This is a genomic window from Streptomyces sp. NPDC002144, assembly GCF_053593695.1.
Map to the genome: position 1 here is coordinate 84,040 of NZ_JBSFDB010000029.1, position 20,364 is coordinate 104,403.

The 20,364-nt window shown below is 67.2% G+C and carries 24 protein-coding genes; 1 reads left to right on the forward strand and 23 read right to left on the reverse strand.

Annotated elements, in window-relative coordinates; all coding sequences use genetic code 11:
* Positions 1 to 71: 71 nt before the first annotated feature.
* From ACWCQ1_RS35115 to ACWCQ1_RS35220, 22 genes are all read right to left on the reverse strand, one after another.
* Entirely contained in the window at positions 72 to 257 is a 186-nt protein-coding gene (locus ACWCQ1_RS35115; RefSeq protein WP_003948630.1) for a type Z 30S ribosomal protein S14, read from the reverse strand.
* A 5-nt stretch (positions 258 to 262) separates the two neighbouring features.
* The gene (rplE, locus tag ACWCQ1_RS35120; protein WP_020135807.1) at positions 263 to 820 is read right to left on the reverse strand and encodes a 50S ribosomal protein L5; all 558 of its coding nucleotides are present in this window, start codon (positions 818 to 820) and stop codon (positions 263 to 265) included.
* The gene (gene rplX / locus ACWCQ1_RS35125; RefSeq protein WP_133043289.1) at positions 820 to 1,143 is read right to left on the reverse strand and encodes a 50S ribosomal protein L24; all 324 of its coding nucleotides are present in this window, start codon (positions 1,141 to 1,143) and stop codon (positions 820 to 822) included. Before rplX ends, rplE begins: the two co-directional genes overlap by 1 nt.
* 2 nt (positions 1,144 to 1,145) lie before the next feature.
* Positions 1,146 to 1,514 carry a 50S ribosomal protein L14 gene (rplN, locus tag ACWCQ1_RS35130; RefSeq protein ID WP_003998823.1) on the reverse strand — a complete coding sequence of 123 codons (369 nt, stop codon included), beginning with the start codon at positions 1,512 to 1,514 and terminating at the stop codon, positions 1,146 to 1,148.
* Between the two features lie 313 nt (positions 1,515 to 1,827).
* Entirely contained in the window at positions 1,828 to 2,115 is a 288-nt protein-coding gene (gene rpsQ, locus ACWCQ1_RS35135) for a 30S ribosomal protein S17 (RefSeq protein WP_007384073.1), read from the reverse strand.
* Positions 2,115 to 2,339, reverse strand: coding sequence for a 50S ribosomal protein L29 (gene rpmC / locus ACWCQ1_RS35140; protein WP_007494763.1), 225 nt, complete (start codon positions 2,337 to 2,339; stop codon positions 2,115 to 2,117). Before rpmC ends, rpsQ begins: the two co-directional genes overlap by 1 nt.
* Positions 2,339 to 2,758 carry a 50S ribosomal protein L16 gene (rplP, locus tag ACWCQ1_RS35145; protein ID WP_007494765.1) on the reverse strand — a complete coding sequence of 140 codons (420 nt, stop codon included), beginning with the start codon at positions 2,756 to 2,758 and terminating at the stop codon, positions 2,339 to 2,341. Before rplP ends, rpmC begins: the two co-directional genes overlap by 1 nt.
* Before the next feature lie 5 nt (positions 2,759 to 2,763).
* Positions 2,764 to 3,588 carry a 30S ribosomal protein S3 gene (rpsC, locus tag ACWCQ1_RS35150; RefSeq protein WP_133043290.1) on the reverse strand — a complete coding sequence of 275 codons (825 nt, stop codon included), beginning with the start codon at positions 3,586 to 3,588 and terminating at the stop codon, positions 2,764 to 2,766.
* Complete coding sequence (gene rplV, locus ACWCQ1_RS35155) at positions 3,588 to 3,935, reverse strand: 50S ribosomal protein L22 (RefSeq protein WP_003974262.1); 348 nt, start codon at positions 3,933 to 3,935, stop codon at positions 3,588 to 3,590. Before rplV ends, rpsC begins: the two co-directional genes overlap by 1 nt.
* Positions 3,936 to 3,979: 44 nt before the next feature.
* Positions 3,980 to 4,261 carry a 30S ribosomal protein S19 gene (rpsS, locus tag ACWCQ1_RS35160; protein WP_007384069.1) on the reverse strand — a complete coding sequence of 94 codons (282 nt, stop codon included), beginning with the start codon at positions 4,259 to 4,261 and terminating at the stop codon, positions 3,980 to 3,982.
* A gap of 12 nt (positions 4,262 to 4,273) precedes the next feature.
* Complete coding sequence (gene rplB, locus ACWCQ1_RS35165; RefSeq protein ID WP_058923763.1) at positions 4,274 to 5,110, reverse strand: 50S ribosomal protein L2; 837 nt, start codon at positions 5,108 to 5,110, stop codon at positions 4,274 to 4,276.
* 38 nt (positions 5,111 to 5,148) lie between these two features.
* Positions 5,149 to 5,568 carry a 50S ribosomal protein L23 gene (gene rplW, locus ACWCQ1_RS35170; RefSeq protein ID WP_133043291.1) on the reverse strand — a complete coding sequence of 140 codons (420 nt, stop codon included), beginning with the start codon at positions 5,566 to 5,568 and terminating at the stop codon, positions 5,149 to 5,151.
* On the reverse strand, positions 5,568 to 6,224 hold the full coding sequence (gene rplD / locus ACWCQ1_RS35175) for a 50S ribosomal protein L4 (protein WP_133043292.1): 657 nt from the start codon (positions 6,222 to 6,224) through the stop codon (positions 5,568 to 5,570). The genes rplW and rplD overlap by 1 nt, the downstream gene beginning before the upstream one ends.
* Before the next feature lie 7 nt (positions 6,225 to 6,231).
* Entirely contained in the window at positions 6,232 to 6,876 is a 645-nt protein-coding gene (rplC, locus tag ACWCQ1_RS35180) for a 50S ribosomal protein L3 (protein WP_133043293.1), read from the reverse strand.
* Positions 6,877 to 6,893: 17 nt separating this feature from the next.
* Complete coding sequence (rpsJ, locus tag ACWCQ1_RS35185) at positions 6,894 to 7,202, reverse strand: 30S ribosomal protein S10 (RefSeq protein ID WP_003948644.1); 309 nt, start codon at positions 7,200 to 7,202, stop codon at positions 6,894 to 6,896.
* A 388-nt stretch (positions 7,203 to 7,590) separates the two neighbouring features.
* A complete protein-coding gene (locus ACWCQ1_RS35190; RefSeq protein ID WP_451028201.1) occupies positions 7,591 to 7,926 on the reverse strand; it encodes a hypothetical protein in 336 nt (111 codons plus the stop codon).
* A gap of 221 nt (positions 7,927 to 8,147) precedes the next feature.
* The gene (locus ACWCQ1_RS35195) at positions 8,148 to 9,290 is read right to left on the reverse strand and encodes an acyltransferase family protein (RefSeq protein WP_358593189.1); all 1,143 of its coding nucleotides are present in this window, start codon (positions 9,288 to 9,290) and stop codon (positions 8,148 to 8,150) included.
* A gap of 274 nt (positions 9,291 to 9,564) precedes the next feature.
* Complete coding sequence (tuf, locus tag ACWCQ1_RS35200; protein ID WP_133043296.1) at positions 9,565 to 10,758, reverse strand: elongation factor Tu; 1,194 nt, start codon at positions 10,756 to 10,758, stop codon at positions 9,565 to 9,567.
* 170 nt (positions 10,759 to 10,928) lie between these two features.
* Positions 10,929 to 13,055 (reverse strand): elongation factor G, encoded by a 2,127-nt coding sequence (fusA, locus tag ACWCQ1_RS35205; protein WP_133043297.1) that lies wholly within the window; start codon positions 13,053 to 13,055, stop codon positions 10,929 to 10,931.
* A gap of 39 nt (positions 13,056 to 13,094) precedes the next feature.
* Entirely contained in the window at positions 13,095 to 13,565 is a 471-nt protein-coding gene (rpsG, locus tag ACWCQ1_RS35210; RefSeq protein WP_003998848.1) for a 30S ribosomal protein S7, read from the reverse strand.
* A gap of 2 nt (positions 13,566 to 13,567) precedes the next feature.
* Complete coding sequence (gene rpsL / locus ACWCQ1_RS35215; protein WP_003948652.1) at positions 13,568 to 13,939, reverse strand: 30S ribosomal protein S12; 372 nt, start codon at positions 13,937 to 13,939, stop codon at positions 13,568 to 13,570.
* 315 nt (positions 13,940 to 14,254) lie between these two features.
* Positions 14,255 to 14,809 (reverse strand): DUF1707 and DUF4190 domain-containing protein, encoded by a 555-nt coding sequence (locus ACWCQ1_RS35220; protein WP_358593188.1) that lies wholly within the window; start codon positions 14,807 to 14,809, stop codon positions 14,255 to 14,257.
* Between the two features lie 462 nt (positions 14,810 to 15,271).
* On the opposite strand from ACWCQ1_RS35220, the gene ACWCQ1_RS35225 reads away from it, so the two are divergent.
* On the forward strand, positions 15,272 to 16,345 hold the full coding sequence (locus ACWCQ1_RS35225) for a hypothetical protein (RefSeq protein WP_451028202.1): 1,074 nt from the start codon (positions 15,272 to 15,274) through the stop codon (positions 16,343 to 16,345).
* A 25-nt stretch (positions 16,346 to 16,370) separates the two neighbouring features.
* Here the strand turns inward: ACWCQ1_RS35225 and ACWCQ1_RS35230 are convergent, their stop codons facing one another.
* Entirely contained in the window at positions 16,371 to 20,270 is a 3,900-nt protein-coding gene (locus ACWCQ1_RS35230; RefSeq protein WP_133043299.1) for a DNA-directed RNA polymerase subunit beta', read from the reverse strand.
* Between the last annotated feature and the right edge of the window lie 94 nt (positions 20,271 to 20,364).

Here is a 20,364-nt window from a genome sequence, read left to right on the forward strand (position 1 = left end):
AGCCATGGAGGGATGGGCCCCTGACCAAACCCTTTGCTTACCGAGAGCTTCAGGTATCCCCAAGTAGGGGATTACCAGGAGCTCTTGGTCACGCCCGGCAGCTCGCCACGGTGAGCCATCTCACGAAGGCACACGCGGCACAGGCCGAACTTGCGGTACACGGAGTGCGGACGGCCGCAGCGCTGGCAGCGGGTGTAGCCGCGCACACCGAACTTGGGCTTGCGAGCAGCCTTGGCAATCAGAGCCTTCTTCGCCATCTCGCTCACGCCTCCTTGAAGGGGAAGCCGAGGTGACGAAGGAGCGCACGGCCCTCAGCGTCGTTGGTCGCCGTGGTGACCACGGTGATGTCCATGCCCCGGGTACGGTCGATCTTGTCCTGGTCGATCTCGTGGAACATGACCTGCTCCGTGAGACCGAAGGTGTAGTTGCCACGGCCGTCGAACTGCTTGGGGGACAGACCACGGAAGTCGCGGATGCGCGGGAGCGCGAGCGACAGGGTGCGGTCCAGGAACTCCCACATGCGGTCGCCACGGAGCGTGACGTGGGCACCGATCGGCTGACCCTCACGCAGCTTGAACTGCGCGATGGACTTGCGGGCCTTGGTGACGGCCGGCTTCTGACCGGTGATGGTGGTCAGGTCGCGGATCGCGCCCTCGATCAGCTTCGAGTCACGGGCGGCGTCGCCGACACCCATGTTGACCACGATCTTCACGAGACCGGGGATCTGCATGACGTTCTCGTACTTGAACTCGTCACGCAGCTTGCCCGCGATCTCCTCGCGGTACTTCGTCTTGAGACGCGGAGTGGTGGTGGTAGCCATCAGATGTCCTCACCCGTCCGCTTGGCAACGCGGATCTTGTTGCCCTCGTCGTCGAAGCGGTAACCGACACGCGTGACGACCTTCTGACCGTCCTTCTCAACGACCAGCTGGACGTTGGAGACGTGGATCGGCGCCTCGGTCGTGACGATGCCGCCGGCCTGCGAACCGCTGGCGGTCGGACCGGCCTTGGTGTGCTTCTTGACCCGGTTGACACCCTCGACCAGGACGCGCTCGTCGCGCGGGTAAGCGGCAATGACCTTGCCCTGCTTGCCCTTGTCCTTGCCGGTGATGACCTGGACCAGGTCGCCCTTCTTGATCTTCATGCTTACAGCACCTCCGGAGCCAGCGAGATGATCTTCATGAACTTCTTCTCGCGCAGCTCACGCCCGACCGGGCCGAAGATGCGGGTGCCGCGAGGGTCGCCGTCGTTCTTCAGAATGACGGCGGCGTTCTCGTCGAAGCGGATGTACGAGCCGTCCGGACGGCGGCGCTCCTTGACGGTGCGAACGATGACCGCCTTGACGACGTCACCCTTCTTCACGTTGCCACCGGGGATCGCGTCCTTGACGGTGGCGACGATGACGTCACCGATGCCCGCGTAGCGGCGACCGGAGCCACCGAGCACACGGATGCAAAGGATCTCCTTCGCACCAGTGTTGTCGGCGACACGCAGTCGCGACTCCTGCTGGATCACGTCTATCTCCTGTTTGTCTGCCGGTTCCCTCCGGGGGTTGGCCCGGAGAGCCTGGCGGAACCGTCCTGCCGGGATACCCCCGCAGGAATTACTTGCCGACCCGGCCGGGGCCGCGGGGCGGCTCTCGCGACGAGCGCGAGTGCCTCACGCAGCTCGGCCGGGCTTCCCGGCGGCGGCTCCGTAAGTCGTTTCACGGAGCTCGCCGGGCGGCGGTCTTTCTTCGATCGGGTGAAACCTCGCCGGGAGCGCCCGGCCGGGCCGGGGCCCGGGGGCGAGCCCCCGGCGGGGGCAGCGGGGGCGAACCCCCGCTTGATTACTTCGCCTTCTCGAGGATCTCGACGACGCGCCAGCGCTTCGTCGCGGACAGCGGCCGGGTCTCCGCGAGGAGGACACGGTCGCCGACACCCGCGGCGTTCTGCTCGTCGTGCGCCTTGAGCTTGTTCGTACGGCGGATGACCTTGCCGTACAGCGCGTGCTTCACGCGGTCCTCGACGGCGACGACGACGGTCTTGTCCATCTTGTCGCTGACGACCAGACCCTCACGGGTCTTGCGGAAGCCGCGGGCCTCTGCGGTCTGCTCAGTCACGTTGCTCTCACTCATCAGGCGTTCTCCACCGTTTCGATGCCCAGCTCACGCTCGCGCATCAGGGTGTAGATCCGCGCGATGTCCTTGCGGACCGCCTTCAGACGGCCATGGTTCTCGAGCTGACCGGTCGCCGCCTGGAAGCGGAGGTTGAACAGCTCTTCCTTGGCCTCGCGGAGCTTCGCCAGAAGCTCCTCGTTGCCCAGCTCGCGCAGCTCGGACGCCTTGGTACCGGCCGACATCACGCTTCACCTGCCTCGCGCTTGACGATCCGGCACTTCATCGGCAGCTTGTGGGCCGCACGGGTCAGCGCCTCACGGGCGATCTTCTCGTTGGGGTACGACAGCTCGAACATCACGCGTCCGGGCTTGACGTTGGCGATCCACCACTCAGGAGAACCCTTACCGGAACCCATGCGGGTCTCGGCGGGCTTCTTGGTGAGCGGACGGTCCGGGTAGATGTTGATCCAGACCTTGCCACCACGCTTGATGTGACGCGTCATGGCGATACGAGCGGCCTCGATCTGACGGTTCGTCACATACGCCGGGGTGAGCGCCTGGATGCCGTACTCGCCGAACGCAACCGTGGTGCCACCCTTGGCAGCGCCGCTGCGTCCCGGGTGGTGCTGCTTGCGGTGCTTGACCCTACGGGGGATCAGCATGACGGTCAGGCCTCCGTTCCGGTGCTCTCAGCCGGAGCGGCGGCGGGGGCGTCGGCCTTGGGGGCCTCGGCACCGGCAGCCTGCTGCGGCTTGCGACCGCGCCGCTCGCCACCACGGCCCCCACGGGCCGGGCGGTCGGCACCGCCACCGCGAGCCGGGCGGTTACCCGCACGGGCGGCAGCGTTCTCGGCGCGGACCTCGGCGATGTTCTTGACGTCGCCCTTGTAGATCCAGACCTTCACACCGATGCGGCCGAAGGTCGTCTTGGCCTCGAAGAAGCCGTAGTCCACGTTCGCGCGGAGCGTGTGCAGGGGCACGCGGCCCTCGCGGTAGAACTCCGAGCGGGACATCTCGGCGCCGCCGAGGCGGCCACCGCACTGGATCTTGATGCCCTTGGCGCCGGCCTTCATGGCGGACTGCATGCTCTTGCGCATGGCCCGACGGAAGGAGACGCGGGAGGAGAGCTGCTCGGCGACGGCCTGCGCGACCAGCTGAGCGTCCGTCTCGGGGTTCTTGACCTCGAGGATGTTCAGCTGGACCTGCTTGCCCGTGAGCTTCTCGAGGTCACCGCGGATGCGGTCGGCCTCGGCGCCACGACGGCCGATGACGATGCCCGGACGAGCGGTGTGGATGTCCACACGCACGCGGTCACGGGTGCGCTCGATCTCGACCTTGGAGATGCCGGCGCGCTCCATGCCGGACGTCATCATCCGACGGATGGCGACGTCTTCCTTGACGTAGTCCTTGTACAGCTTGTCGGCGTACCACCGGGACTTGAAGTCCGTGGTGACACCGAGCCGGAACCCATGCGGGTTAACCTTCTGGCCCATTACCGGGTTCCTTCCTTGCTGCTGACGACCACGGTGATGTGGCTGGTCCGCTTGCGGATCCGGTAGGCACGGCCCTGGGCACGCGGACGGAACCGCTTCAGGGTCGGGCCCTCGTCGACGTACGCCTCGGAGATGAAGAGGCTGTCGGCGTCGGTGTGGTCGTAGTTGTGCGCGGCGTTGGCGATGGCGCTGTCGAGCACCTTGCCGACGGGCACGGAGGCTGCCTGCGGAGCGAATCGCAGAACAGCCTGAGCCTCCGTGGCGTCCATGCCACGGATAAGGTCCACCACGCGGCGGGCCTTCATGGGCGTAACGCGGATGTACCGCGCCTGGGCCCTGGCTTCCATGGTTGTCCCTCTCAGTTACTTACGTGTCTGAATGCGATCCGCTGCTAGCGGCGCTTCGACTTCCGGTCGTCCTTGACGTGACCCCGGAAGGTGCGCGTCGGCGAGAACTCGCCGAGCTTGTGGCCGACCATCGACTCGGTGACGAACACCGGGATGTGGGTCTTGCCGTTGTGCACCGCGATCGTGTGGCCCAGCATGGCCGGGACGATCATCGAGCGACGGGACCAGGTCTTGATGACGTTCTTAGAGCCCGCTTCGTTCTGGGCGTCCACCTTCTTGATCAGGTGGTCGTCGACGAAGGGCCCCTTCTTGAGACTGCGCGGCATCTAAACCCGCTCCTAGCGCTTCTTGTTCGTCTTGCGGCGGCGGACGATGTACTTGTTCGACGCCTTCTTGGGCGAACGAGTACGACCTTCCTTCTGGCCCCAGGGGCTGACCGGGTGGCGACCACCGGAGGTCTTGCCCTCACCACCACCGTGGGGGTGGTCAACCGGGTTCATCGCCACACCGCGAACGGTCGGGCGGACGCCCAGCCAGCGCTTGCGGCCGGCCTTGCCCCAGTTGATGTTGCTCTGCTCGGCGTTGCCGACCTCGCCGACCGTGGCGCGGCAGCGCTGGTCGACCAGGCGGATCTCACCGGACGGCATACGAAGGTGGGCCATCGTGCCCTCCTTCGCGAGCAGCTGCACGGAGGCACCGGCGGAGCGGGCGAACTTGGCGCCGCCGCCCGGACGAAGCTCCACGGAGTGGATCGTCGTACCGACCGGGATGTTGCGCAGCGCCAGGTTGTTGCCGGGCTTGATGTCGGCGCCCGGACCGTTCTCGATCCGGTCGCCCTGGGTCAGACCCTTCGGCGCCAGGATGTAGCGCTTCTCGCCGTCCGCGTAGTGGAGCAGCGCGATGCGCGCGGTGCGGTTGGGGTCGTACTCGATGTGCGCGACCTTCGCCGGCACGCCGTCCTTGTCGTGACGACGGAAGTCGATCACGCGGTAGGCGCGCTTGTGTCCGCCACCCTGGTGGCGAACGGTCACACGACCGGCGTTGTTACGGCCGCCCTTGCTGTGCAGGGGGCGGACCAGCGACTTCTCCGGCGTGGACCGCGTGACCTCGACGAAGTCGGCGACGCTGGAACCACGACGGCCCGGCGTAGTCGGCTTGTACTTGCGGATTCCCATTTCTCAGTCCTCGTCCGATATCGGACGATCCGACCCGCTTACGCGGTCGGACCGCCGAAGATGTCGATACGGTCGCCCTCGGCGAGGGTCACGATCGCGCGCTTGGTGGCCGCACGCTGGCCGAAGCCGGTGCGGGTCCGCTTGCGCTTGCCGATGCGGTTGATCGTGTTGACCCCGGTGACCTTGACCGAGAAGACCGCCTGGACGGCCTGCTTGATCTGGGTCTTGTTGGCGTTCGGGTCGACGATGAACGTGTACTTGTTCTCGTCCAGGAGCGCGTAGCTCTTCTCCGACACGACCGGCTTGAGCAGCACGTCACGGGGGTCCGTGTACGACTTGCTCAGCGGCGTCTCGACGGTGTTCTTGCCCTCGGCGGCGTGGCGACGCGCCTTGGCGACGCGCGCGGCCTTGGCCTTCTTCGCGGCCTTGGAGGCAATGGCGGGGTGACGGATGGCCATCAGACCTCGCTCCCTTCGGTGTCATTGGCCTTCGGGCCGGACACGAAGGACTCGAAGGCGGCCTGGGTGAAGACCACGTCGTCGGAGACGAGAACGTCGTACGTGTTCAGCTGGCCCGGCTCCAGGATGTGGACCTGGGGCAGGTTGCGGGCGGACAGCCACGCGGCCTCGTCGGCGCGCTCGACGACCAGGAGCAGGTTCTTGCGCTCCGAGATCTTGCCGAACAGCGTCCGGGCGGCCTTCGTCGAGGGGCTGTCGCCCTCGATGACGCCGGAGACGACGTGGATGCGGTTGTGGCGGGCCCGGTCGGTGAGGGCGTGACGCAGGGCGGCAGCCTTCATCTTCTTCGGGGTCCGCTGCGAGTAGTCGCGCGGCTGCGGGCCGTGGACGACGCCACCGCCGGCGAACTGCGGCGCACGGGTCGAGCCCTGACGGGCGCGGCCGGTGCCCTTCTGGCGGTACGGCTTCTTGCCGCCACCACGGACCTCGCCGCGACGCTTGGTCTTGTGCGTGCCCTGGCGGGCAGCGGCGTTCTGCGCGACGACGACCTGGTGGATCAGCGGGATGCTGATCTTCTCCACGCCGAAGATCTCCGCGGGGAGCTCGACGCTACCGGTCTTCTCGCCCGCAGGCGAAAGGATGTCAACAGTGCTCATCGGTACCTCAGGCCCCCTTGGCCGCGGTGCGGACCAGGACGAGGCCGCCGTTCGGACCGGGAACCGCGCCCTTGATGAGCAGCAGACCCTTCTCCGCGTCAACGGCGTGGACGGTCAGGTTCTGGGTGGTGACACGCTCGTTGCCCATGCGACCCGCCATGCGGAGGCCCTTGAACACGCGGCCCGGGGTGGCACAGCCACCGATGGAACCGGGCGAGCGGTGCTTGCGCTGGGTGCCGTGACCGGCGCCGAGACCACGGAAGTTGTGGCGCTTCATGACACCGGCGAAGCCCTTGCCCTTGCTCTTGCCGGTGACGTCGACCTTCACGCCGGCCTCGAAGACCTCGGCGGTGACTTCCTGACCGAGCGTGTACTCGGCGGCGTCGGCCGTCCGGATCTCGACGAGGTGGCGACGGGGGGTGACGTCGGCCTTCGCGAAGTGGCCCTTGAGGGGCTTGTTCACCTTGCGCGGGTCGATCTCGCCGAAGGCGATCTGGACCGACTCGTAGCCGTCGACGTCGTTCGTACGCACCTGGGTGACGACGTTGGGGCCGGCCTTGACGACGGTGACCGGAACAACACGGTTGTTCTCGTCCCACACCTGCGTCATGCCGAGCTTCTCGCCCAGGATGCCCTTGATCTGCTTGGTCATTCTCAGCTCACCGGCCTTCAGAGCTTGATCTCGATGTCGACACCGGCCGGGAGGTCGAGTCGCATCAGAGAGTCAACGGTCTTCGGGGTCGGGTCGAGGATGTCGATCAGGCGCTTGTGCGTGCGCATCTCGAAGTGCTCGCGCGAGTCCTTGTACTTGTGCGGCGACTTGATGACGCAGTACACGTTCTTCTCAGTGGGCAGCGGCACCGGGCCCGCGACCGACGCACCAGTACGCGTCACCGTCTCGACGATCTTCTTCGCCGAGGAGTCGATGACCTCGTGGTCGTAGGCCTTGAGCCGGATGCGGATCTTCTGTCCCGCCATGGCTACTCAGTAGTCCTGTCTCTTCTACAGCTCTGGAACCCGGTGTTCCCTTGACTTCGTCCGACCCACGCGGTCGGGCGTGTCGCGCTTTCACTGACACAGATGTCCCTTGTTCGAACATCCCTTGCCTGGGAAAGAGGTTCACCGGGTGCCTGGCCAGTGCCGCACCACACTTCCCGGAAGATTCCCGTACGTCCGCCCCAGTGCTGCCATCAGGCAGTTAGGACGACGAGTACTGTGGGACTCGCTTCCGGTCCCCCCGGCGGGAGGCGCGCAGCATCAACACTCGACCGAGCAACTCCGACAGTCTGCCATATGGGGCAGGGGCCTGGCCAATCGAGCCGGAGACAATACCCCGAGAGTGACACAGGTCAAACACGAGCACCCGTCAGCCACCGTCGGCGGGTGGGGTGCCCCCTGGCGTCACTGCGCCGCCCACGAGCCCAGGTGATCCGTCGCCCGTCCCGGCTGCCGTCGTGAAGGGCTGTCGGTCGGCGTCACGCCCCGGCGCGTGAGGACAGAGCCAGATGCATCGCTCGCAGGTCGATGCCTCGTTGTCCAACGCTCGCAGCTCGTCCTTCAGCTCTCGGAGATCCCGTTTCTGCAGGTCGTTCAAGTCCCGTGAGATCCCCACCCCCAGCCCCGCTTCAGCGGCGACCACGGCGTCCATGTCCGCACAGAGGTTGTGGAGGCGCTGCTGGAAACCGTGCACCGTCAGTTCCATCAGCGGAGCGCCTCGGCGCCCGCGCTCCCCTCGGTTCCCGCTCCCCCTCGACAGATACGCAACCCCGAGCGTGCCCGCGGCCCCGATCATGCGGCCCAGGACAGGCCCCCCTCGCCTACTCCTGGCGCGCCCCCAACGACCCTGCCGCCCCGACCCGGCACACTTGCCCGCGCCGAACACGACGACTCGGCGTTCGACCGGGCGGTCGTGCTGCTGCGTCGCTAGGACGCCGCGTTCCGCAGTCGGGCGAACGACGTCTCCAGGCCCCGTTTCAGCAGCCGGGCCACCGGTGCCTCCACGACACGGTGGACCAGCCAGCTCAGGAGCAGGAAACCGGCGATGACGGAGGCGACCAGGAGGCGGGCGTCCATCGTGTCCTTCAGGCGGTTGATGACCGTCGTACCGGCGGCGTAGTGCATCAGGTACAGGGGGTACGTCAGGCTGCCGGCCGTCACCAGCCACTTCCAGCGGATGCGGTCGGTCGCGCCGAGCGCGATCGCCACCATGACGAGCAGGAACACGGTGTAGATCAGCAGCGCCCCGCGCCAACTGGAGACGTGCTCGACGGTGTCGATCCGTTTGCCGAGCTCCCGCTGCCCCATCAGCCAGGACGTCGCGAGGATCCCCCACAGCAGCAGGTCCTGGCCGAAGCGGTACATCAGGTACAGGGCGAGGCCGGCGATGAAGTACCAGGCGCCGTCGGGGTTCGCGAAGAGGGTGAGGAGCCTGAAGTCCGCCACCGGCGTCAGCATCGCCGCCGCACCCCAGACGCAGCAGAAGACGACGACCTTGCGGTACGTCAGCCCGGTCGCGACCACGAGCAGGAAGAGCAGGTAGAAACGGAGCTCGGACCAGAGGGTCCAGTACACGCCGTCGACGTTGCCCACCTTCGAACCGGCCTGCAGCATCGTGAAGTTGAGCAGCACGTCGCGTGCCCGCATCCGGTCCCAGACGCCGGGCAGGACCACCAGGACGGCGGTGGTGAAGGCTATGGCGAACCAGTACGCGGGGTAGAGCCGTATGACCCGGGAGACGAAGAACTGGCGCGGGCTGCGGCCCCAGCAGGACATGCAGATGACGAAGCCGCTGATGACGAAGAAGATCTCGACGCCGATCCAGCCGTAGGACGCGACATGGAACACCGTCGGCATGATGTCGGACACCGGCCGGTCCCAGATGGCGTTGCCCGGCTGGTTCACCCGCCAGGTGCCGGCGTAGTGGTGCGCGGCGACCATCAGCGCGGCCGCCAGCCGGATGCCGTCGATGGCGTACAGCCGCGGGCGTTCCCGGCGCGGCGGGTCGGCAGGACGGGGCACCCGCACCACGCGCAGCTGCTGCGTCGGCCGGTCGGCCATCACGGACATGCACGTCCCCCTGTCTGCCTGTTTCTGCCGGTCCACGCTAGGACGTCACAAGAACCCCACAGAGAACAGAGGCGAACAATCGGGGCACGGGCGGCCGGGAGTTGGTCCAACTCTCGACGACATGTCCCGCAAGGTTTGCCGAGACTTCACCGGACGACCGTCGCCCCACCATCTCCCGGGCCCGCGCGCCGGGCGAACGAAAGGATCCGGGCAAGCGAAAGGGCCCGTACGACCGAAGTCGTACGGGCCCTTCCAGAGGCCTAGCGGCTCAGAGTCACTTGGTGATCTTGGTGACCTGGCCGGCGCCGACCGTCCGGCCACCCTCACGGATGGCGAACTTCAGGCCCTCTTCCATGGCGATGGGCTGGATGAGCTCCACCTTCATCTCGGTGTTGTCACCCGGCATGACCATCTCGGTGCCCTCGGGGAGGGTCACGACGCCGGTCACGTCCGTCGTACGGAAGTAGAACTGCGGACGGTAGTTGTTGAAGAACGGCGTGTGGCGGCCACCCTCGTCCTTGGACAGGATGTAGGCCTGCGCCTCGAACTCGGTGTGCGGGGTGACCGAGCCCGGCTTGATGATGACCTGGCCGCGCTCGACGTCCTCGCGCTTGATGCCGCGAAGCAGCAGACCGACGTTCTCACCGGCCTGGCCCTCGTCGAGCAGCTTGCGGAACATCTCGATGCCGGTGACCGTGGTGGTGGTCTTCTCGTTCTTGATACCGATGATGTCCACGGTCTCGTTGACCTTGAGGACACCACGCTCGATACGGCCGGTGACGACCGTACCGCGACCGGTGATCGTGAAGACGTCCTCGATCGGCATCAGGAACGGCTTGTCGACGTCGCGCTCCGGCTCCGGGATCGCGGTGTCGACGGCGGCCATCAGGTCCAGGACCGACTGGCCCCACTCCTTGTCGCCCTCGAGCGCCTTGAGCGCGGAGACCTTGACGACCGGAACGTCGTCGCCCGGGAACTCGTACTCGGAGAGCAGCTCACGGACCTCGAGCTCGACGAGCTCCAGGATCTCCTCGTCGTCCACCATGTCGGCCTTGTTCAGGGCGACCACGATGTACGGAACGCCGACCTGGCGGGCCAGGAGCACGTGCTCCTTGGTCTGCGGCATCGGGCCGTCCGTGGCGGCGACAACGAGAATGGCGCCGTCCATCTGCGCCGCACCCGTGATCATGTTCTTGATGTAGTCCGCGTGACCGGGGCAGTCGACGTGGGCGTAGTGACGGGTCTCCGTCTGGTACTCGACGTGCGCGATGGAGATGGTGATACCGCGCTGGCGCTCTTCGGGAGCCTTGTCGATCTGGTCGAACGCCGAGGCCTCGTTCAGGTCCGGGAACGCGTCGTGCAGCACCTTGGTAATGGCGGCCGTGAGGGTCGTCTTACCGTGGTCGATGTGACCGATGGTGCCGATGTTGACGTGCGGCTTAGTCCGCTCGAACTTCGCCTTCGCCACTGGGGTCCTCCTGTGGAGTGGTTCTGTACGCCTTACTTCATCGGCGCCAGGTGATCTTTGCTGTCAAATCCCGGGCCCCGGGTCATTCCGCCACGAATGCGGAGGAACGACCCGTGAGGCTCCGGAGTCAAGCCTACGGCGTATGAACGCGGTGCGTTAACGCGGTGCGTTTACTCGCCCTTGGCCTTCGCGATGATCTCCTCGGCGACGTTCCGCGGAACCTCGGCGTAGGAGTCGAACTGCATGGAGTAGCTGGCCCGGCCGGACGTCTTGCTGCGCAGGTCGCCGACGTAACCGAACATCTCCGAGAGGGGCACGAGGCCCTTCACGACGCGGGCACCGGCCCGCTCCTCCATGGCCTGGATCTGGCCACGGCGGGAGTTGATGTCGCCGATGACCTCACCCATGTAGTCCTCGGGCGTGGTGACCTCGACGGCCATCATCGGCTCGAGCAGCACGGGGCTGGCCTTGCGCGCGGCCTCCTTGAAGGCCTGCGAACCGGCGATCTTGAAGGCGAGCTCGGAGGAGTCGACCTCGTGGTAGCCACCGTCGTGCAGGATCACACGGACGCCGGTCATCTCGTAGCCGGCGAGGATGCCGAACTGCATGGCCTCCTGCGCACCCGCGTCCACCGAGGGGATGTACTCCTTGGGGATGCGGCCACCGGTCACCTTGTTGATGAACTCGTACGACGCGTCGCCGCCCTCGATCGGCTCGATGCCGATCTGGACCTTGGCGAACTGACCCGTACCACCGGTCTGCTTCTTGTGCGTGTAGTCGACACGCTCGACGGCCTTGCGGATCGTCTCGCGGTAGGCCACCTGCGGCTTGCCGACGTTGGCCTCGACCTTGAACTCACGGCGCATACGGTCGACCAGCACCTCGAGGTGCAGCTCGCCCATACCACCGATGATGGTCTGACCGGTCTCCTCGTCCGAGTGGACCTGGAAGGACGGGTCCTCCTCGGCCAGGCGCTGGATCGCGATGCCCAGCTTCTCCTGGTCGCCCTTCGACTTGGGCTCGATGGCGACCTGGATGACCGGCGCCGGGAAGTCCATGGACTCCAGGATCACCGGGGCCTTCTCGTCGGACAGCGTCTCACCGGTCGTGGTCTGCTTCAGACCCATCACGGCGACGATGTCGCCGGCGCCCACCGACTCGATCTCCTCACGCTTGTTCGCGTGCATGCGGTAGATCTTGCCGATGCGCTCCTTGCGGCCCTTGACGGAGTTCAGCACCGCGGTGCCGGACTCCAGACGGCCGGAGTACACGCGGACGAAGGTGAGCTTGCCCAGGTGCGGGTCGCTCATGATCTTGAACGCCAGCGCGGACAGCGGCTCGTCGTCGGACGGCTTGCGCTTGACGACGACCTCGGGGTCCTTGACGTCGTGACCCTCGATGGCCTCGACGTCGAGCGGGGACGGCAGGTAGCGCACGACCGCGTCGAGCAGGGGCTGGACGCCCTTGTTCTTGAACGCGGTACCGCAGAACACCGGGGTGACCGTGGTGTCCTTGGACTTGCCGGACGCGATGGTGATACGACGGATCGCGGCGTACAGCTGCTCCACGGTGGGCTCTTCGCCCTCCAGGTACAGCTCCATGATCTCTTCGTCGTTCTCGGCGACGGCCTCGATCAGCTTGCCGCGGTACTCCTCGGCAGCCTCGGCGTGCGTGGCCGGGATGTCGACGGTGTCGTACATCTCACCCTTGGTGGCCTCGGCAGACCAGACCAGGGCCTTCATCGTCACGAGGTCGACGACGCCCTTGAAGTCGGCCTCGGCACCGATCGGGAGCTGCATGACGATCGGCTGAGCGCCCAGGCGGTCCGAGATCATGTCCACGCAGCGGTGGAACTCGGCGCCCGTGCGGTCGAGCTTGTTGACGAAGCAGATACGCGGAACGCCGTAGCGGTCCGCCTGACGCCACACCGTCTCGGACTGGGGCTCGACGCCGGCGACGCCGTCGAACACCGTCACGGCACCGTCGAGCACACGCAGCGAACGCTCCACCTCGACGGTGAAGTCGACGTGGCCCGGCGTGTCGATGATGTTGATGGTGTGGTCGACGTCTTCCAGCGGCCAGTGACAGGTGGTGGCAGCAGAGGTGATCGTGATGCCACGCTCCTGCTCCTGCTCCATCCAGTCCATGGTGGCAGCGCCGTCGTGGACCTCACCGATCTTGTAGGACACACCGGTGTAGAACAGGATCCGCTCGGTGGTGGTCGTCTTGCCCGCGTCGATGTGGGCCATGATCCCGATGTTGCGGACCTTGGCCAGGTCAAGTGAAGTGGTAGCCATAAGGCTTCAGTCTTCTCTCGGTCTCGATGTGGGTAGCGACTACCAGCGGTAGTGCGCGAAGGCCTTGTTGGATTCGGCCATCTTGTGCGTGTCCTCGCGCTTCTTGACGGCCGCACCGAGGCCGTTCGAAGCGTCGAGAAGCTCGTTGAGCAGACGCTCGGTCATGGTCTTCTCGCGACGGGCGCGGGAGTAACCGACCAGCCAGCGCAGCGCCAGGGTGTTGGCGCGGCCGGGCTTGACCTCGACCGGCACCTGGTAGGTGGCGCCACCGACACGGCGGGACTTGACCTCGAGGGTCGGCTTGATGTTCTCGAGAGCGCGCTTGAGGGTGATGACCGGGTCGTTGCCGGTCTTCTCGCGCAGGCCCTCCATGGCGCCGTAAACGATCCGCTCGGCAGTCGAGCGCTTGCCGTTCAGCAGCACCTTGTTGATCAGGGAGGTCACCAGAGGAGAACCGTAGACCGGGTCGATGATGACCGGGCGCTTCGGGGCGGGGCCCTTACGAGGCATTCTTACTTCTCCTTCTTGGCGCCGTAACGGCTGCGAGCCTGCTTGCGGTTCTTGACACCCTGGGTGTCGAGCGAGCCGCGGATGATCTTGTAGCGAACACCCGGCAGGTCCTTCACACGGCCGCCGCGCACGAGCACGATGGAGTGCTCCTGCAGGTTGTGTCCCTCACCCGGAATGTAGGCCGTGACCTCGATCCCGCTGGTCAGACGCACACGCGCGACCTTACGCAGGGCCGAGTTCGGCTTCTTCGGGGTGGTCGTGAACACACGCGTGCAGACGCCGCGACGCTGAGGGGAACCCTCGAGTGCGGGCGTCTTGTTCTTCTCGACCTTGTCCTGCCGGCCCTTGCGGACCAGCTGCTGGATCGTAGGCACTACTTCTCCGGTTTCTGTGTGCCGATGGGTACAGCTAACCTGGAACGTCGCCGACCCACGCGGTCGGGTGTGTCGAATCCGGCAGACTCCCGCCGCAAGGCAAAAGGGCACAGATTACGGTGGCCAGTAACGGCTCGCTATGCGGTTGATGGCACGCACAAGAGCCAGGGCACACCCCAGGCACAAGGTCTGAGCGTACCTACCGCATTCGCTGCGGTCAAAACAAATGGGCCCCGCCCGCATCACCATGCGGAACATGTCAAGACCCTACGCCGTACGTGATCTTCGATTTCACGTCCCGGTCACGTGCAGACGCTAGCCGGTAGCGAGCGACACCGCGATGAGAAGGGTCAGCACCAGGGCCCATCCGGCCGTCGACAGCCAGCCCAGCACCAGCCCGGTCATGGCGAGCCCCTCCCCCGTCTCGCCGGTCCGCTCGATCTCGGCGCGCGCGGTGTGGCCGAGGATCACCGCCGGGATCCCGGTCAGCCCCAGCGTCGGAACGCACAGCAAACCGCACACGGCGGCCCCCACGGCCTTCCCGTTCGTCTGTGGCCGCGCGGTGGGCAGGAACGTCCGCGGTACCGGCGGTAGGGCCATCAGGGGCGCCGGCTGCGGTACGGGGCCCAGGGGCAGGTCGCCGACCAGCAGGGCCAGCTCCCCCACCGTCCGCGCCGCGTAGGCCCGCGCCACCCGCTTCTCGAACTCGGAGTGCTCCAGCCGCCCCTCCCCGTACCCGGCTCTGAGCACGTCGACGGCCCGCTCGCGGTCGGCGTGCGAGGCGAGCATGGAGGAGGTGGTGTGGGACTGCCACGGCTGCGGGACACCTTGCCCCGACTGCCACGGCTGCCATGGAGTCGGTTGAGACACGGGCGCCTCCCCCCAAAAGCGAATGAACGCCTCCATCATCCTCCAACGCCCCGCTTTCGCCACGGGTTCCCACACAGCGGACCGACTTCCGGCCACCACCGAGCACCACTGGCGGCCGAGGGTGTTGCGGGGCCGGGGCGGGCGTAGGCCAGGGGCAGGCGTGGACCCGCGGCGGCCGCAGCCGGGGTCCCACCGGGTGCCGACAGGCCGGAGAGCGGCGTGACCGGGGTCTGGGCCGCGGCCGGGGCCCCGCCGGATCCCGACCAGCCCGGCAGTCTGCCCGTGGCGGGGGTGGATGGGGGCGAGCGGCCCCGGGTCCGGGTCCTCGCGCGTGGCGCCGAGGGCGGGGCGTTGCCGGGGTTCGGCAGTCAGGGGTGGCTCAATGCGGCCTGTTTGCTCCCTGACGGTGGTATGGGTCCGCGTCGGACACTGGGCCGAAGGAGTGAACGGGGGGGTGGGTCGATGGCTGGTCGGGGAGCCTCGTGGGGGAGGTTTCTGGGGCATGGGCTGATCAGCGGGACCGTCGTCTTCGGGCTGATGGTCCTCGTGTTCGGCCTGGTACCGGTCGGCGACGGCACGGCCGCGCTGCTGATGTATCTGGCCCTGGTGGTGCCACCGGCGCTGACGGCCCGCCGGTTCGCCCGGAAGGGCGGCGCAGGCGGAGTGGGCCGAGAGGTCCGGTCACGCGGCACCGCGAAGCCGGCCGTGGCCCGGGCGCCCCGGCGCACCCGCCCCACGGCCGGCGAGGCCGCAGAGCTCGCCGTCACGTCGTACGGCGAAATGCTGCGCCTGCACCCCTATCGCCCCGGCCCCTCGGCCGACCCGGACGACCTCGCCGACTACCGCACCGCCCTGGAGGCCTACGACGCGGCGAAGACCAGCACTCCGCGCCGGGTGCCGGAGCTTCTCGACCGCGGCCGGGAGGCGCTGGAGCGGCTGGACGCCGCCCGCCTCGCCGGCACCGACATCGCCTGGATCCACGGCACCGGCGACACCCGGGTGCGCGTGCCCGCGCCGGACGACGGCCCCGTTCTGCTCGTCTTCGAGTCCACCGACCGGCACGGCGGCTTCTCGGTGTCCGAGGGCGGCGGCCTGAACCCCCGTCCGCGGGAGCTGTTCCGGGTCGCCCACGAGGCCGGGCGCCCGGTGTCCGGCCGGGTCCGCGTCCTGCTGCCCGCGCAGCGCGGCACGGAGCGGCTGCTGGACGTCTGGGCCCTGGGCCCGTGGCGGCTGGCGCTGCGCCCGCCCGGCGAGGCCCGGCGGCTGGAGACGGGTCTGCCGCTCACGGGACAGGGCATCGAGACGGTCCTGAAGGACGACGGATGCCGGGTGGCCGAGTTCGAGCACGACGGCACGGGAGCGTTCGCGCTGCACGAGGTGACCCGCACTCACCGCACGGGTCGCCTCCTGGCGAACGGCCACGGCCCGGCCCGCCTGTCCGTCGCCCTGCCGGAATCCCGCCGCGTCCTGCGCGTCGAGTCCACCGGCCGCTGGACCCTGCGCACGCCGAAGGGCGGCCACCCCTCCACGAGGTGACCGCCCTTCAACTCAAGCTGCTCGCTTACTGGTTGTACGGACCGTAGTCGTAGTCCTCCAGCGGAACGGCCTGGCCGGAGCCCGTGCCGAACGGCGAGTAGTCGATGTCGTCGTAGCCGACGGCCGAGTACATCGCGGCCTTGGCCTCCTCGGTCGGCTCGACCCGGATGTTGCGGTAGCGGGACAGACCCGTACCGGCCGGGATGAGCTTACCGATGATGACGTTCTCCTTGAGGCCGATGAGCGAGTCGGACTTGGCGTTGATCGCCGCGTCCGTGAGGACTCGCGTCGTCTCCTGGAAGGACGCCGCCGACAGCCAGGACTCCGTGGCCAGCGAGGCCTTGGTGATACCCATGAGCTGCGGACGACCGGAGGCCGGGTGACCGCCCTCCTGGACCACACGACGGTTCTCGTGCTCGAACTTCGAGCGCTCGACCAGCTCACCGGGCAGCAGCTCGGCGTCGCCGGACTCGATGATCGTCACGCGGCGCAGCATCTGCCGGATGATGATCTCGATGTGCTTGTCGTGGATCGACACACCCTGCGAGTTGTAGACCTTCTGGACCTCGCCGACCAGGTGGACCTGGACGGCACGCTGACCCAGGATGCGCAGCACGTCGTGCGGGTTGGTGGCACCCACGGTGAGCTTCTGGCCCACCTCGACGTGCTCGCCCTCGCTGACCAGGAGCCGGGCACGCTTCGAGATCGGGTACGCCGTCTCGTCGCTGCCGTCGTCCGGGGTGATGACGATCTTCTTGGTCTTCTCCGTCTCCTCGATGCGAACGCGGCCGCTCGCCTCGGAGATGGGAGCCACACCCTTCGGGGTACGGGCCTCGAAGAGCTCGACGACACGCGGCAGACCCTGGGTGATGTCGTCACCGGCCACACCACCGGTGTGGAAGGTACGCATCGTCAGCTGGGTACCGGGCTCACCGATGGACTGGGCGGCGATGATGCCGACCGCCTCACCGATGTCGACCAGCTTGCCGGTGGCCAGCGAACGGCCGTAGCACATCGCGCAGGTGCCGACGGCGGACTCGCAGGTCAGGACCGAGCGGGTCTTGACCTCGGAGACACCGTGCTTGACCAGCTCGTCGATGAGCACGTCGCCCAGGTCGGTACCGGCCGGGGCCAGCACCTTGCCGTCGACCACGATGTCCTCGGCGAGGCAGCGCGCGTACACGGACGTCTCGACGTTGTCCGCCTTGCGCAGCACGCCGTCCGCGCCGACCTCCGCGATGTGGAGCTTGAGGCCGCGGTCGGTGCCGCAGTCCTCCTCGCGGATGATGACGTCCTGGGAGACGTCGACCAGACGACGGGTCAGGTAACCCGAGTCGGCCGTACGCAGAGCGGTGTCCGCCAGACCCTTACGGGCACCGTGCGTGGAGATGAAGTACTCCAGCACGGACAGGCCCTCACGGAAGGACGCCTTGATCGGACGCGGGATCGTCTCGTTCTTCGCGTTCGACACCAGACCACGCATACCGGCGATCTGACGCATCTGCATCATGTTGCCTCGTGCACCCGAGTTCACCATCATGAAGATCGGGTTGGTCTTCGGGAAGTTGTCGTTCATCGCCTCGGCGACCTCGTTGGTCGCCTTGGTCCAGATCGCGATGAGCTCCTGCGTGCGCTCGTCCTTGGTGATCAGACCGCGCTCGTACTGCTTCTGGACCTTCTCGTCCTGCGCCTCGTAGCCCTTGACGATCTCCTTCTTCGCCTCGGGAACGACGACGTCGGAGATGGCCACGGTGACGCCGGAACGGGTCGCCCAGTAGAAGCCGGCCGCCTTCAGGTTGTCGAGCGTCGCCGCCACGATGACCTTGGGGTAGCGCTCGGCGAGGTCGTTGACGATCTCGGAGAGCTGCTTCTTGCCGACCTCGTAGTCGACGAACGGGTAGTCCTCGGGCAGCAGCTCGTTGAAGAGCGCGCGGCCCAGCGTGGTGTTCAGCCGGAAGCTGTCACCCTGCTGCCACTCCGGGTCGCCCTCCTCCCGCGCCGGCGGGGTCCAGCCGCGCGGCGGGATGGTGCCCACCGGGAAGCGGATGTCCACGCGCGACTGGAGCGAGAGCTCACCCGCGTCGAACGCCATGATCGCCTCGGCCGCGGAGCCGAAGGAACGGCCCTCGCCCTTGACGCCCCGCATCTCGCCGTCGGTGGTGAGGAAGAACAGACCGAGGACCATGTCCTGGGTCGGCATCGTCACCGGACGGCCGTCGGCGGGCTTGAGGATGTTGTTCGAGGACAGCATCAGGATGCGGGCCTCGGCCTGCGCCTCCGCGGACAGCGGCAGGTGCACGGCCATCTGGTCACCGTCGAAGTCCGCGTTGAACGCGGTGCAGACGAGCGGGTGGATCTGGATGGCCTTGCCCTCGACCAGCTGCGGCTCGAAGGCCTGGATGCCGAGGCGGTGCAGGGTGGGGGCACGGTTGAGCAGCACCGGGTGCTCAGCGATGACCTCTTCGAGGACGTCGTACACGACGGTGCGGCCGCGCTCCACCATGCGCTTGGCGGACTTGATGTTCTGCGCGTGGTTCAGGTCGACCAGGCGCTTCATCACGAACGGCTTGAACAGCTCCAGCGCCATCGCCTTCGGCAGACCGCACTGGTGCAGCTTCAGCTGCGGACCGACGACGATCACGGAACGCGCGGAGTAGTCCACACGCTTGCCGAGCAGGTTCTGACGGAAACGGCCCTGCTTGCCCTTCAGCATGTCGCTGAGGGACTTCAGCGGGCGGTTGCCGGGGCCGGTCACCGGACGGCCGCGACGACCGTTGTCGAAGAGGGCGTCAACGGCCTCCTGAAGCATGCGCTTCTCGTTGTTGACGATGATCTCGGGCGCGCCGAGGTCCAGGAGCCTCTTCAGACGGTTGTTGCGGTTGATCACCCGGCGGTACAGGTCGTTCAGGTCGGAGGTCGCGAAGCGGCCACCGTCCAGCTGCACCATCGGGCGGAGGTCCGGCGGGATGACCGGGACGCAGTCGAGGACCATGCCCTTGGGGCTGTTGGAGGTCTGCAGGAAGGCAGACACGACCTTCAGCCGCTTCAGGGCGCGGGTCTTCTTCTGGCCCTTGCCGGTGCGGATGATCTCGCGGAGACGCTCGGCCTCCTCGTCGAGGTCGAAGGACTCCAGGCGCTTCTGCAGCGCCGCGGCACCCATCGAACCGTCGAAGTACGTGCCGAAGCGGTCGCGCAGCTCGCGGTAGAGCAGCTCGTCGCCCTCGAGGTCCTGGACCTTGAGGTTCTTGAACCGGGTCCACACCTCGTCGAGACGGTCGATCTCGCGCTGCGCACGGTCGCGCAGCTGCTTCATCTCACGCTCGGCGCCCTCGCGCACCTTGCGGCGCACGTCGGCCTTGGCGCCCTCGGCCTCCAGCTCGGCCAGGTCGGACTCGAGCTTCTTGGCGCGGGCCTCCAGGTCGGCGTCCCGGCGGTTCTCGATCTGCTGCCGCTCGACCGAGACGTGCGCCTCCAGGGAGGGCAGGTCGCGGGTACGGCGCTCCTCGTCGACGTACGTGATCATGTACGCGGCGAAGTAGATGACCTTCTCGAGGTCCTTGGGCGCCAGGTCCAGCAGGTAGCCGAGGCGCGAGGGGACACCCTTGAAGTACCAGATGTGCGTGACGGGGGCGGCCAGCTCGATGTGGCCCATCCGCTCACGGCGCACCTTGGCGCGAGTGACCTCGACGCCGCAGCGCTCACAGATGATGCCCTTGAAGCGGACGCGCTTGTACTTGCCGCAGTAGCACTCCCAGTCCCGGGTCGGACCGAAGATCTTCTCGCAGAAGAGTCCGTCCTTTTCGGGCTTGAGGGTGCGGTAGTTGATGGTCTCGGGCTTCTTGACCTCGCCGTGGCTCCACTGACGGATGTCGTCAGCGGTGGCCAGGCCGATCCGGAGCTCGTCGAAGAAGTTGACGTCGAGCACTATGCGTCAATCCCTCTCAGGGTTGTAAGTCTTGGGGTCTGAAACGGGGGTCCCGGAGCCGGCCGGAGGTTCCTCACCAGGTCCTCCGGCCGGA

Bases quoted from the DNA above. Each gene is read 5' to 3' on its own strand.
- rplD (WP_133043292.1), bottom strand. From the start codon at position 6,224: ATGAGCACTGTTGACATCCTTTCGCCTGCGGGCGAGAAGACCGGTAGC.
- ACWCQ1_RS35190 (WP_451028201.1), bottom strand. From the start codon at position 7,926: ATGGAACTGACGGTGCACGGTTTCCAGCAGCGCCTCCACAACCTCTGT.
- ACWCQ1_RS35195 (WP_358593189.1), bottom strand. From the start codon at position 9,290: ATGTCCGTGATGGCCGACCGGCCGACGCAGCAGCTGCGCGTGGTGCGG.
- rplW (WP_133043291.1), bottom strand. From the start codon at position 5,568: ATGGCCATCCGTCACCCCGCCATTGCCTCCAAGGCCGCGAAGAAGGCC.
- rplE (WP_020135807.1), bottom strand. From the start codon at position 820: ATGGCTACCACCACCACTCCGCGTCTCAAGACGAAGTACCGCGAGGAG.
- rpmC (WP_007494763.1), bottom strand. From the start codon at position 2,339: ATGTCGGCCGGTACCAAGGCGTCCGAGCTGCGCGAGCTGGGCAACGAG.
- ACWCQ1_RS35115 (WP_003948630.1), bottom strand. From the start codon at position 257: ATGGCGAAGAAGGCTCTGATTGCCAAGGCTGCTCGCAAGCCCAAGTTC.
- fusA (WP_133043297.1), bottom strand. From the start codon at position 13,055: ATGGCTACCACTTCACTTGACCTGGCCAAGGTCCGCAACATCGGGATC.
- rpsS (WP_007384069.1), bottom strand. From the start codon at position 4,261: ATGCCGCGCAGTCTCAAGAAGGGGCCCTTCGTCGACGACCACCTGATC.
- rplB (WP_058923763.1), bottom strand. From the start codon at position 5,110: ATGGGAATCCGCAAGTACAAGCCGACTACGCCGGGCCGTCGTGGTTCC.
- rplV (WP_003974262.1), bottom strand. From the start codon at position 3,935: ATGGAAGCCAGGGCCCAGGCGCGGTACATCCGCGTTACGCCCATGAAG.
- rplC (WP_133043293.1), bottom strand. From the start codon at position 6,876: ATGACCAAGCAGATCAAGGGCATCCTGGGCGAGAAGCTCGGCATGACG.
- rpsQ (WP_007384073.1), bottom strand. From the start codon at position 2,115: ATGAGTGAGAGCAACGTGACTGAGCAGACCGCAGAGGCCCGCGGCTTC.
- rpsJ (WP_003948644.1), bottom strand. From the start codon at position 7,202: ATGGCGGGACAGAAGATCCGCATCCGGCTCAAGGCCTACGACCACGAG.
- ACWCQ1_RS35225 (WP_451028202.1), top strand. From the start codon at position 15,272: ATGGCTGGTCGGGGAGCCTCGTGGGGGAGGTTTCTGGGGCATGGGCTG.
- rplX (WP_133043289.1), bottom strand. From the start codon at position 1,143: ATGAAGATCAAGAAGGGCGACCTGGTCCAGGTCATCACCGGCAAGGAC.
- rpsG (WP_003998848.1), bottom strand. From the start codon at position 13,565: ATGCCTCGTAAGGGCCCCGCCCCGAAGCGCCCGGTCATCATCGACCCG.
- rpsC (WP_133043290.1), bottom strand. From the start codon at position 3,588: ATGGGCCAGAAGGTTAACCCGCATGGGTTCCGGCTCGGTGTCACCACG.
- rplP (WP_007494765.1), bottom strand. From the start codon at position 2,758: ATGCTGATCCCCCGTAGGGTCAAGCACCGCAAGCAGCACCACCCGGGA.